The organism is Paenibacillus aurantius, assembly GCF_032268605.1.
Classification (GTDB): domain Bacteria; phylum Bacillota; class Bacilli; order Paenibacillales; family NBRC-103111; genus Paenibacillus_AO; species Paenibacillus_AO aurantius.
In genome coordinates, this window is record NZ_CP130318.1 from 4,076,438 (window position 1) to 4,088,931 (window position 12,494).

General features: G+C 48.8%; 10 protein-coding genes. 1 reads left to right on the top strand and 9 read right to left on the bottom strand.

What is annotated here, in order from left to right:
* Positions 1-26: 26 nt before the first annotated feature.
* From MJA45_RS18425 to MJA45_RS18450, 6 genes are all read right to left on the bottom strand, one after another.
* Positions 27-2,468 carry a heavy metal translocating P-type ATPase gene (locus MJA45_RS18425; RefSeq protein ID WP_315603370.1) on the bottom strand — a complete coding sequence of 814 codons (2,442 nt, stop codon included), beginning with the start codon at positions 2,466-2,468 and terminating at the stop codon, positions 27-29.
* A gap of 29 nt (positions 2,469-2,497) precedes the next feature.
* The gene (locus MJA45_RS18430; RefSeq protein ID WP_315603371.1) at positions 2,498-2,698 is read right to left on the bottom strand and encodes a cation transporter; all 201 of its coding nucleotides are present in this window, start codon (positions 2,696-2,698) and stop codon (positions 2,498-2,500) included.
* A gap of 33 nt (positions 2,699-2,731) precedes the next feature.
* Positions 2,732-3,061, bottom strand: a complete 330-nt coding sequence (locus MJA45_RS18435; protein ID WP_315603372.1) for a metal-sensitive transcriptional regulator — start codon at positions 3,059-3,061, stop codon at positions 2,732-2,734.
* Positions 3,062-3,305: 244 nt separating this feature from the next.
* Positions 3,306-3,644 (bottom strand): metal-sensitive transcriptional regulator, encoded by a 339-nt coding sequence (locus MJA45_RS18440; RefSeq protein ID WP_315603373.1) that lies wholly within the window; start codon positions 3,642-3,644, stop codon positions 3,306-3,308.
* Positions 3,645-3,750: 106 nt separating this feature from the next.
* Positions 3,751-5,175 carry an MFS transporter gene (locus tag MJA45_RS18445; RefSeq protein WP_315603374.1) on the bottom strand — a complete coding sequence of 475 codons (1,425 nt, stop codon included), beginning with the start codon at positions 5,173-5,175 and terminating at the stop codon, positions 3,751-3,753.
* 254 nt (positions 5,176-5,429) lie between these two features.
* Entirely contained in the window at positions 5,430-6,014 is a 585-nt protein-coding gene (locus MJA45_RS18450) for a TetR/AcrR family transcriptional regulator (protein WP_315603375.1), read from the bottom strand.
* A 157-nt stretch (positions 6,015-6,171) separates the two neighbouring features.
* Here MJA45_RS18450 and MJA45_RS18455 point away from each other — a divergent pair, with 157 nt between their 5' ends.
* Complete coding sequence (locus MJA45_RS18455) at positions 6,172-7,638, top strand: MFS transporter (RefSeq protein WP_315603376.1); 1,467 nt, start codon at positions 6,172-6,174, stop codon at positions 7,636-7,638.
* A gap of 146 nt (positions 7,639-7,784) precedes the next feature.
* On the opposite strand, the gene MJA45_RS18460 is transcribed toward MJA45_RS18455, so the two are convergent.
* The 3 genes from MJA45_RS18460 to MJA45_RS18470 all read right to left on the bottom strand — a co-directional run bounded on the left by MJA45_RS18460 (position 7,785) and on the right by MJA45_RS18470 (position 11,716).
* A complete protein-coding gene (locus MJA45_RS18460; RefSeq protein WP_315603377.1) occupies positions 7,785-9,230 on the bottom strand; it encodes a sulfatase family protein in 1,446 nt (481 codons plus the stop codon).
* 226 nt (positions 9,231-9,456) lie between these two features.
* Positions 9,457-10,479 carry a homoserine dehydrogenase gene (locus MJA45_RS18465; RefSeq protein ID WP_315603378.1) on the bottom strand — a complete coding sequence of 341 codons (1,023 nt, stop codon included), beginning with the start codon at positions 10,477-10,479 and terminating at the stop codon, positions 9,457-9,459.
* Positions 10,480-11,215: 736 nt separating this feature from the next.
* The gene (locus MJA45_RS18470; protein ID WP_315603379.1) at positions 11,216-11,716 is read right to left on the bottom strand and encodes a hypothetical protein; all 501 of its coding nucleotides are present in this window, start codon (positions 11,714-11,716) and stop codon (positions 11,216-11,218) included.
* Positions 11,717-12,494 lie beyond the last annotated feature (778 nt).

Below are 12,494 nucleotides of genomic sequence, written 5' to 3' on the forward strand. Positions count from 1 at the left end.
ATAACAACTCCGTTTCATTACGAGTTCTAGGATACAGAGCGAACCTTGACACGCTGCAGCCGCAAAGCGTTAAGGACGACGGACACCGAACTGAGCGCCATCGCCGCGCCCGCAACCCAAGGGGCCAGCAGTCCAATCGCGGCAATCGGAATACCGAGGGTGTTGTAGCCGAGTGCCCAGAAGAGGTTTTGGCGGATGTTACTCATCGTCTTGCGGCTCATGTAGATCGCATCCGGTATGCTCGTCAGATCGCCGCGCATCAGGGTGACGTCGGCAGCCTCCATAGCCACGTCCGTACCGGTACCGATCGCCATGCCGATATCTGCCATCGCCAGCGCGGGGGCGTCATTGATACCGTCGCCGACCATCGCCACCTTCTTGCCCTGGGCTTGCAGCCTCTTCACTTCTTCCGCTTTGCCTTCCGGAAGCACTTCGGCGCGAACATGATCGATGCCGACTTGCCCCGCAATCGCCCGTGCGGTGCGTTCGTTGTCACCCGTGATCATGATGACCTCAATACCCATTTCTTTCAGTCGCGTTATAGCCTCTTTCGACGTATCTTTAATCGTATCGGCTACCGCGACGAGACCCGCATACGCTCCGTCAACCGCAATCAGCATCGCCGTTTTTCCATCTTCTTCAAGCTGCGTCATCCGGTCAAGCTCCTGTTCCACCGAAACGTCATATTTCGCCATCAGCTTGCGCGTACCGGCCAGAACCTCTTTGCCTTCGACGACGGCACGGATCCCAAACCCTGGAATCGCCTCGAACTGATCGGTTGCCGGAAGCTCGATGCCTTTGGCCCGGATTCCGGCAACGATTGCTTCCGCAAGCGGATGCTCGGAGTCCTTCTCGGCAGCGCCAACCAAGCGTAGAAAGGCATGTTCTTCCGTATGCGCGGAGGCAACATCCGTAAGTTCCGGTTTACCTTTCGTTACGGTGCCGGTTTTGTCGAGAATGATCGTATCGATCTTGTGCGTGGATTCCAAATGCTCGCCGCCTTTGAACAGCACGCCAAGCTCCGCGGCTCGGCCGGAACCCGCCATAATCGATGTCGGTGTAGCAAGCCCCAGTGCGCAAGGGCAGGCGATGACCAGGATGGCAATCCCTTTCTCCAGCGCATTTGCGAAATCGCCCGGGGTAACCCAGAAGTACCAAACGAGAAATGCAGCAACCGCAATCCCTACGACGATCGGTACGAAGATTCCGGAAATGACATCCGCTACCCGTTGAATAGGCGCTTTCGAGCCTTGCGCTTCTTCCACGACTTTAATGATTTGGGCAAGGGCGGTTTCCTTGCCCACTTTGGTCGCTTTCAAGCTCAATCTGCCGTTTTTGTTGACGGTAGCACCGATCACGCTGTCTCCGGCTTTTTTCTCGACCGGGATGCTTTCGCCGGTTAGCATCGATTCATCGACCGAAGAGCTGCCTTCCAGGACTTCCCCATCTACCGGAATCTTCTCCCCCGGTTTCACCACCACGATATCGCCGACAAGTACGTTTTCGACCGGAATCGTCATTTCCTGCCCATTCCGAACAACGAGAGCCGTTTTCGCCTGAAGGCCCATCAGCGTTTTGATCGCCTCGGATGTACGGCCTTTAGCCAGCGACTCGAAAAGCTTCCCGAGAATAACGAGAGTGATCAGGACCGCGCTCGTTTCGTAGTACATCGATGGACCGTGATGCGCCATGCTGCCCATTGAGGCCCATTCAATGGTTAAGTATAAGCTGTAGAAATACGCAGCCGACGTTCCGAGCGAGACGAGTACGTCCATATTGGCGCTCTTATTCCGCAACGCTTTGAACGCGCCCACATAGAACTGTTTGCCAATGTAAAATTGAACGGGTGTAGCCAACGCCAATTGAAACCACGGATTCATGAAAAGTTCCGGCATCCAGATCCAGGATAAGAACGAAAAGTGACTGACCATGGACCAGAGCAGCGGCAGCGAAAGGACGGCGGAGATCAGCAGCTTGCGCTTTTGTTGCGAAATGGCTTTCTCGCGATGCTCCGAATGATTGGCTTCGTCTTGCTTCGGTATCGCTTTATAGCCCAGCTTTTCCACGCGCTGCTGCATATCGGCGATAGATACATCGGCCGCGTTGTATTCGACCCGTGCGGTTTCCATAGCAAAGTTAACGGAAGCGTTCGTGACGCCGGGCAATTTGCCAAGGCCATTCTCGATCTTATTCGCGCAAGCCGCGCAGGTCATGCCTTCCAGTTTGAAATCGACGACTTTTTTTGCCGTACCGTAGCCGAGTTTCTGAATGCTTTGTTCCATTTGCGCGAGATTTACTTTTTTCGGATCGTACGTAACCGTCGCCCGTTCCAGGGCAAAGTTCACGTTCGCTTTCGTCACCCCTTCGAGTTTATGGAGTCCCTTCTCAATCCGGTTTGCGCAAGTGGCGCATGTCATACCGGTTAATTGCAGGGATGTTTGCTCCGTTTCCAGTCTGGCTGCTTCCATCACGAACACCTCGATTTTTTTCCGTTTCGTTAAACCACGTCGTATCCTTGTTCTTCAATGGCTTCCTTAATGGCAGCGAGCGTCAGTTGGCTTTCATCGTACGCTACAGCTACCGTTCCGCCCGAGAGATCGACTTTGCCGCTTGCCCCGATTGTTTTCAAAGCCCCTTCAATCGAATTGACACAGTGTTCGCAAGACATACCTTCAACTTTCAACGTTACCTTTTTCATGGATTCATTTCTCCTTTAACTGTTTATTGGTGATTATTTCATCAGCTTTTGAATGGTTTGCAGCAGCTCATCTACGACTTCGGCATCGCCTTGTTGGATGCGCTCTACCACACACTCTTTAAGATGTCCTGTCAAAAGAACTTTTCGCACGCTGTTCAGTGCAGCTTGGATGGCAGCGATCTGATTTAACACCTGATCGCAATAAGTGTCTTTAGCAATGAGACCTTTCACACCGCGAATTTGCCCTTCAAGACGATTTAGGCGAACGGTCAGGTCCGATTTTACGGCTAGGGAATGGTGACTTCTTCGGCCATTATCGGACGGGCAACATGCTTCTTCAACCTTCACTTCCATAACGTCCATCGTCAGCACCTCCTTGGTATATAGCATACCCCCCTATACTATTTCCGTCAACACATATTTACATTACCCCCCATCCCTATATTTGAATCCAAACAAAAGGGATTCTCATGCGCAGACTAGAAAATTCACCATGAGAAAACTAAACGGCCTTAGTCCGATGGAATTCAGGACCAAAGCCGCTTAACTGACTTTTAATATTTGTACTGTCTACATGACGGGGTGCACTTCAAATTCCAGGCAATCCTTATTTCATAAGCTTATTAATGGTGACTAGGAGTTCGTCAATCACTTCGTTCTCCCCGTCTTGAATACGCTCGATCACACAACTCTTCATATGGTGCTCCAAAAGAAGTTTTCCTACACCGTTCAATGCGGACTGGACCGATGAAATTTGATTTAGCACATTGTCGCAGTAAGTATCCTTCTCAATCAAACCTTTAAGCCCCCGAACCTGACCTTCGATTCGGTTTAGGCGGTTTATCAAATTGTTTTTCGTTTTTTCAGAATGGTGACTTTGCCGCCCGTTCGTGCAGCACGAATCGTGGGTAGGCGTCTGGGCATTATCTTGCGTAAGTTCCTCCATCCAAATCACTCCTTTTTCTCACCTCCTATTATACCATAGCCCCCCTACCCTATACAAAGAAAACAAAAAGTGACCCAGCCAAGGCTAAATCATCAACGTCGATTTCTTATTGCTTCGGTTTCCGCAAGAAAAGCAGTGCAAGGAGCGCGCCTGCGACTGAAGCGATCGCCGCCCCGATGAACGCCGCATGGAAGCCGGTATTCAGTGCGGCGATTTGCTCTGCCCCTTTTTCAAGCTGCCCGCCTGTCCAGGAGGCTGCCACTGCAGACATAATGGCAAGACCAATCGCCGAACCGATCTGATAGCTTGTATTGGCGATCCCTGATGCTAGGCCCGTTTCTTCCGGCTTTGCCCCTGACATCGAAGCAATAGTGCCGGGGATGAAGGCAAGCGCCATTCCCAATGCACCCAGCAAAGACGCTGGAAGTACATTCGCCACAAAGCTCCCATGGATCGGCGTATAGCCGGCTAACAGGAACAGAGAGCCTGTCAAAGCAAGAAACCCAATAACCAGAATGCTTTTAAAACCAAATCGTCCGACTAAACGCCCCGTTAATCCGATCATGACAACCATGACGAGAACCGTCATGGGGACAAGTGCTACGCCGCCAGCAAATGCTGAGAACCGCAATACTTGCTGCAAATACAAATTCAAGAAGAACCATAACGGAATCCATGCACCTGCCAGCAGGCCAAAAGCAAGGTTGCCGGCAAGTAAGTTCGGCGCGGCAAATATGCCAAGCGGGATAAGAGGCTCTCTTTTTACTTTTTGAATCACAAAGAATACGAGTAACAGCAACGCGGCAATGAGAAGCAAGGTAAGCGTCTGGACGGATCCCCATCCAACTTGCTCAGCCGTAACAATAGCATAAACAGCGAGGATAAGCGCCGCTGTGATCGCCAGCGATCCGATAACATCAACGCTCCCCATCTGACGTTCTCCGGCTGGAAGGACCCTCATGCTATAAATCAGTGCGAATATCCCTACCGGGATATTGATGAGGAATGTCCAGTTCCAGCTGAGCCATTCGGTAATGACACCGCCAAGAAACACACCTGCCGTACCGCCAGCTGCCGCTGAGGCTCCCCAATAACCGAGCGCCTTATTCCGTTCTTTCGGGTTATGACTGAATAAAATCATCACAATCGTTAGCGCGGCAGGCAAAATGAACGCCGATCCTAGACCCTGCAGGGCTCTACCGGCATTCATCGCTGCCTCCGACCAGGCAAGACCGGCCAGCAAAGAAGCCATGGAAAGAATGAAAAATCCCAGCATGAACATTCTTCGCTGGCCAAACAGATCAGATAGGCGTCCGCCAAGGAGCATGAAGCCCCCCAGGAAGATGACATAGGCGTTGAAAATCCATTGGAGGCTATCTTGAGAATAGCCGAGCGCTTCCTTGATGGCCGGAAGCGCCACCCCAATAATGGATGTATCCATAATCACCATGAATTGTGCGAGACAAAGCAAAAATAAGGCTTTCCATCTTCGTGCATCCGGCGCTGCAATTGCATTTGCTTGCGTTGACATGTTTGATTTCCTCCCTTGCTGAACTATTGAATGGAATTCGACTTCAATAAAAATAGTATAGCCCCCTACCCTATATGTCAAGAAGATTTTTCCATCCATTTTTGTACGGAGCCAGGTACCTCCAGCAGCAAAATAAAAACGGCTAACCTATTGTTCCGGTTTAGCCGTTTTTATTTTGGCTGGCATATCCCTCGTCATGTCTCTTCTACCTTCGTTATATCCTTAACCATGTCCCGCGAAATGAATACCTTCCGTTACCCGCGATGGTTGTCCGGAGCGAGCTGCTTCTCCAAGAGCAGCTCCGCGGCCTTCCGGAAAGACTCCGGATCATAATCGGTCTTATCCAGGTAACTCTTCATGACGAATCCGTCATACAACATCCTCAGCTGCGCAGCCAGCTCCTTGGGCTGACGTACCCCGCTTTCCCTTGCAAGCTCTTGAACCCGAGACCAGAAGCTCCTCTGAATGTCCAGCAATTTAACGTGTGCGGGGTGATCCGGATCCGGGAATTCGACTGCTGCGTTCAAGAACGGACACCCCCGGTAATCCGGCTTCCCCATCTTTTCGGTCACGTCGTGAATAAGGGTGACGAGCTGTTCCTTAGGGTCGCCCGGATACAGTTGCCTCAGTTTTTCCAGCTTTTCTACTTTTAGTTCATCTCGGGATTCGAGATAAGCAACCGCCAGATCATCCTTCGTCGCGAAGTTTCGATAGAAGCTTGCCTTGGCAACGCCGGATTCCTTGATAATCCGATCGATGCCGACCGCCCGTATGCCCTCCATGTAAAACAATTCGGAGGCGACCCGCAGTATACGATCTCTAGCAGATTCTTTATTCATCCCCGACCCCTCCTCTATAGGTTGGAAAAAATTGTGTTGACGCCAGACAGATCTGTCTGTATCATTTCATCATAAAGAGACAGACCTGTCTCCCCCATTGTATGAAATTCTCTCGCCTCCTGTCAATCGAGCGAGTAATGAGAAAGGGGAACATTCTATGTCCAATTCACTTTCGGACGCTTCCGCCCAGTTGGTGCGGACTCGCGTCCCCGTCTCCAAAGGAGACGAACGCAGATCGCGTCTGATGCTGCCGGCTCTGCTTTTGCCTGTATTTATGGCAGTGTCGAACGTGTTTATCGTGAACGTAGCCACGCCTTCGATCCAGAAAGGGCTCGGAGCCAGCTTCGCCGATGTACAATTCCTGCTTACCGGGTATACTCTGACGTTCGCCGTGCTGTTGATTATCGGTGCCCGGCTGGGCGATCGGTTTGGACGCCGGAAAATGCTGTTCATTGGAGTGGCCTTATTCACGATCGCTTCTCTGTTATGCGGCCTGTCTGCCCAAGTCCCTATGCTCATTGCGTCGCGCGTCTTGCAGGGCGTCGGCGCCGCTCTGTTTATGCCGCAGGTTTTATCCCTCATTCAAGCCAATTATACTCCGGAACGTCGAGGTGCGATCTTCGGCATGTATGGAGCGACCCAGGGAATCGCGGCGACGGCCGGGCAGATAATCGGCGGGATGCTGCTCCGCATGAATCTGTGGGATCTGGATTGGAGGGCGGTGTTCCTGATCAGTGTCCTGGTCGGGGCTTTAATCCTAACCCTGATCCCGTTTATTCCGGAATCCGGCTCGCCGGATCGTGCCGGACAGGATTGGATGGGAGCCGCACTCGCCGCTGCCGGCTTGTTGATGCTCGTCTATCCGCTCGTGCAGGGACAGCGTGAAGGATGGCCCGCCGGTCTCGTCGTCAGCTTGCTCTTGTCGGCCCCTGTGTTGGTTTTGTTCGCCTGGTACGAACGGCGACTGCTGCGCCGCGGCCAGCTCCCCTTTATGAATGTCGATCTCTTTAGACATAAGGTGTTTACGTCCGGCATTCTCATCGTGCTGCTGTTGATGTCGTCGCAGGGCGCCTTCTTCCTTGTCGCCGCCTACATGCTTCAGCTTGGACTTCATTTCTCGGCTCTGCAGGCAGGTCTTGTAATCGGGTCAATGGGAATGGGCTATTTCCTCGCATCGCTGTTCTCTTCCCGAGTCGCTGCGAAGCTTGGAGCCCACGTGCTGACCTTCGGTTCCATCTTGACGACAGCCGGTTACCTGCTGCTTAGCTGGGCGGTCCGAACGACCGGAGTTTCATCCGATATCGGCGTGTGGTTCCCGGCTCTAGCTGCGCTCGGCATCGGTCAAGGCTTCGTCGCCGCGCCACTGACTAATATCGTTTTGGCGAAAATCCGCACAACGGACATCGGCTCCGCATCCGGTGTCATGACAACCAGCATACAGATCGCCTCTACGGTCGGAATCGCCCTGATCGGCATCGTTTGGCTTAGCGCTCTAGAAGCCCGCACCGGTTCGGTCTCCGCCTATCCCGACGCGTTTACCATTTCTCTATATGTGCTTGCCGCCGCCAGTGCGCTCATCCTGCCGCTCGCCTTGATGCTGGCGGGGCGAAACGGAGCCCGTTGATCTTGAAAGAGAATCTTATTAAGAAGATCAAGGAATTCACCCCAGCCTGGTTACAAGCCAAAGAAGTGAACGAATATATCCCGTAATGAAAAATCGCCTGACACCGCTAATTCGCAATGGGCGGTGCAGGCGATCTTTATGTAAAATTAACACATTCCGGTCTCTCCCGGCCCGTTCGGTCCAATGGGGAGAAAACGGAACATTCCATAGTGAGTTTCACCTAAAGAGTGGTCTCCCAAGCGATGCACCCGGCTCCACATTCGGCTTACCATTGCTTTCAGTATGGGCTCATACTCCTCCAGGCCGGCAAGGTTGTTCATCTCGTCCGGATCGGCGCATAAGTCATAAAGTTCATCAAAGTCGAAGCCGTTGAACACGTATTTATACCGGTCAAACCATACGAGACGCTGGCTGTAGCCGAGCCGCTGGCCGAAAAATTCCGCGTATCCCTCCTGCCAATACGCAGACACTTCCTCGTGGCCGATTTCCTCTCGAAGAAGCGGCACAAGAGAGCGCCCCTGGCCATCCATTTCCTGCAGTTCCGCCGTCTCGATTATCGTCGGGGCAAGATCAACCAGACTGACAACCGCCGATGAGACTCTTCCCGGCGATTTAACGCCGGCTCCGGCTAGGATCAAGGGAATTCGGTAAACCTCCTCGTAAGGAGTGACTCCCTTTAGAAACAAGCCATGGTCCCCTAACATATCCCCGTGATCCGATGTATAAACAATGAGCGTGTTCTCAAGCTGGTCCGTTTCCTTCAAAGCCTGTATGATTCTGCCTACCTGTTCGTCGACGAGCGTGCACATCGCATAATAACAAGCTATGGCTTCTTTTATTTGATCATCCGAGAGGGGCTCCCATACCGACTGCAATCTTCTCAGGATACGGGGTTTATCCGTTAACGGATCCCGGCGGCTGGACGGAAGTAGAATATCCTCTTGTCGATAGGAGTCAAAAAAAGATTTTGCCGCTATATACGGGTCGTGCGGCTCCTTCACGCTGATGACGGCGGCCCAAGGTGCAGACCGGTCTTGCTGACTTCTTATAAATTCGATTCCCTTGCTGTAGAGAAAATAAGGTTCGGAAGCTTCTGCAGGCTCATCGCAAATACCGTAATGCACGACCGAATGATATCCCTGTTTAACAAGAGTATGCTGATGCAGAAGGTGTGGCTTTCTCGGAAGACCCAGCGATTCGCGGTACTTGATATATTCTTCCGATTGACAGGAAAGGGAGATGTCGAATCCGAAGGCATGAGGGTTATCCGAGCGTTCAATATGCCATTTGCCAAAATAGCCCGTATGATAGCCGGCCTGCTTCAAAACCTGCGACCACATCGGAAAGCCGGGCTGAAGGTCTGCGCGGTAGCTGGGCACATTATGCGTCACATCGACCATGCCGTGGCGGCTCGGATAGAGACCTGTCATCAGGCTGGCCCTTGCTGGCGAACAGATCGGATTAGGAGTGTAAGCGCGAGTAAAACGCACCCCTGATTTTGCTAAAAGATCGAGGTTTGGGGTTCGACATACGGTGCTTTTCTCAATCGTGTCGGCTCTTTGCTGGTCAGTGATCAAAAGGAGAATATTCATTGTTCTCGATCACCAGCTAAATCCACCTTTCGGGACCGCTGATTACTCCTTTCTCTGATAAAATAAAGCTGGCCAGCTTAAGCGGCGGCTGCGGATAAGACAAGCGGACTTCCGGCCTCGCCGCTGGATGTCGAACCATGGCGTTCCTGAAAGAATACTTCCATGCTGCTCCTCAAAATCCTTTCTCCGTACAACATCTCAATCTTTTTCCTTTTATTTAAAAGGTTTAATGATCCCGATACAAATTGATTAGATCTTTCAATGCCGCTGCAGCTGCCCCTCGAGGACTGGAGGAACCCCCCAGCACACAAACTTCCCCCATGGTATCCGTTTGGAAAACGATACCTTTATTGGTATCGTCAACGGCGGCCAACAGATGACCGGGACCGATTTCCATAGGAGCGATGCTAATGTGAACGTTCCCCTCCTGTTTATGTGCTCTGGCAAGAAGCTTGTATTTCATCCCTCTTCCTTTAGCTCCAGCTATTTGCTCTTTGGTTACTTGATCAATCCCCTGGATCGACAGATCCTTCAGCGAATAATGAGTGCCAAGTAAATCATTAGATAATAAGAGAATTTTACAAGCACTATCGATCCCTTTTACATCCAAATCCGGATTGGTTTCCGCGATGCCCTTCTGCTGGGCCGTTAGCAAGGCTTCTTCAAAAGAAAGACCATCTTCCTGCATGCGGGTTAAGATATAATTAGTCGTCCCGTTAAGGATCCCTTCGATCCCCACGATTTCGCTGCCGGCTAAACTGATTTCACCAATATCCTTTGTTGGCAAGGCGGCGGCCGTTGCCCCGCTATATTTTACTCTCACCTTGTTGGCTTTGGCCGCCTCGAAAACCGTATCATACCGTGCCACAAGCGCACCTTTGGAAATGGCTATAACATCCATCCGATTACGGAATGCTGTCATGATGTGGGTAAAACCCGGCTCGCCCCTCTCTACATCCGTAGGGGCAGCTTCTACCAATACATCCGCTTTCCCATAACGGGTCGTAAGTGGCATGTGAAAGTTTCGAGCATAATCCGCTAGCGATTGGGACCCCGGCCTGGCTTCAGACAGACTATCGAGGCGTAGTCCTTCCTCCGAACCAATAAAACCATCCCGTCCTCCTACCGCTACCAGCCGTAATTCAAGATTGTAGTTCTCTTTAATCCTTTCGGATTTCTCTTTTATAAGACGAATAAATTCTCGGCCTACGGTGCCAAAACCGGTTAATACAATTCTTATTTGGCGCATGTCCAATCCCCCGTTAGTATGAAACTTTGAAAAATCGATTCCCCTACCTTATCATGGATAAAAATAACATAAAAAAGCTTTGTAGAATATAGAAGTGACTACGATGGTTTAGGAGGGAAATGATGACTAAAAAACAGATCTTGATTGGGGGAATTGTTCTAACTGCGATTCTGATTCTGTACCAAATTTATTCATGGTATTCTTTTTTAAAGGACTGGTCAAATTTTTAAAACCAGCCGAACCCGTCCCAGTCGGATCCCCCGCGAAACTGGCGGCATAATAAGGGCGGGAGCAGTAGACCTGATGCTTGATGATTGTTGATTGTGATGGCCTAATAGGCTCCATAATTCCACCATTCGAACACAAGCAAAAAAAGAACGCGGCGTACAGCAATGTGTGGCGTCATTATTATTGAGAAAAATGGATTGAAAATCGTTGATTTATCAATCTGCTTTTTCATATTTAATGAGAAGAGAAAAAGTAAATTTGAATAAAAATTCGTCCTTTTCATAAATAATGCGAAAAACCGTATTTTAAGTTATGCATTATTTATGCAAAAAAGTGTATAAAGTTTTTCGCTTACCGCTCACTACCTAAACAAAAAAATACTTAACTAATGACTCATAAAGTCACAGTTAAGTACTTAAATAATGCAATTACTGAAATTTACTTATAATGCTAGATTAAATAGAATTTCTTCGACTTTCTTCTAATAAGATGTTGTTCATCTAGCATGTCAAAATCTATTTTTAAAATTTTGTGAGCTATTAAGCAAATTACAAGCTTTATTTATGTGCCACTCTGTAAGTCGGTCCTCTTCAAAAGCCAATATAGTTGCTTTAATTATTATCTCTTTAGTGTAACCTGGGAGTCCGCCCGACGTGAGATACAATTTTTCGGCTGCTTTTTGATCCGTAAGACATGACTTTTCGGAGAAAGGCAAGCAAGAATCAATTGCTTGAAGAAATATGTCATACTCATCTTCATCTAATGGAGACAATGTTACCCTAGATAGAATCCTACTAGCGAATGTTTCATTATGAACTGGTAATTTATTAGAAATTTCTAAACCAGAAAAAATAACTGAAACCTGTATAGCGTCAAGTAGAATTCTAAGCCATTCGACGGAATCTCTATGTATTCTTAGAGTAGTAGCATCGAAAAGATGCTCAATATAATCGAGCATAATCATTTCAATACCAAGTTGTGTAATTGACTCAACAACTTTGTTTGTCATTGATGATAAAAAGAGAGATTATTACGATAATTAACATCCATTTGTTCTAATAGACTTATGGCTAATTGCCTTGGTTTTGCTGAAGTGGCAATTTCAAAAAAAGTATTGGAAAAACTGAATCACTGATACATTTCTCCAAATACTTGTTTTTGTAAAAAGACAAAAGAGTTGATTTTCCAGTACCTGCCTGAGGTTCCAGTCAACAAAAGATTGCTAGGACATCCAATTATTGAGGATTCATGGCACTCAGAAATAGCGTCAAATACTTTCCTAAATTCGAAATAAATCACTTGATATAGCTATCAACGTTTTCCCCGCCTTTATATCGTACTTATTTAGTTCAATTACATCCAAGTGTTCCCACAAATTAATCTTTTAAACTTGGTTTGCTTTTAAAATGAATATGTAAATTGCCTAATCCTCTGTTTATTTAATTTTCTTGGGGTTATACTTACAGCCAAATTGTTTTGTTGCCGTGATGGGTAACCTTAATGAATTCATTATTTTTCATGAATAATTGTAACTTAACCCATAAAATTGCCGATTTTGCATACTTATGCTTCCGATTGACCATGGCAAAATTATGCTTCCAATATTTAAAAAACCTTGATATATAAGCATTTTTAACAAACCACCTCGCACTTTACACCGGGCAGTGAAGAAATAGGAAAGATCACCAACACTGAATAATGAACAGCTCGGCTCCGTTAATGCTAACACGATGACTTCCTAGGTTATAGCCATTAACGCGATGCTGACCGTTCGGTCCTGTGGAAAA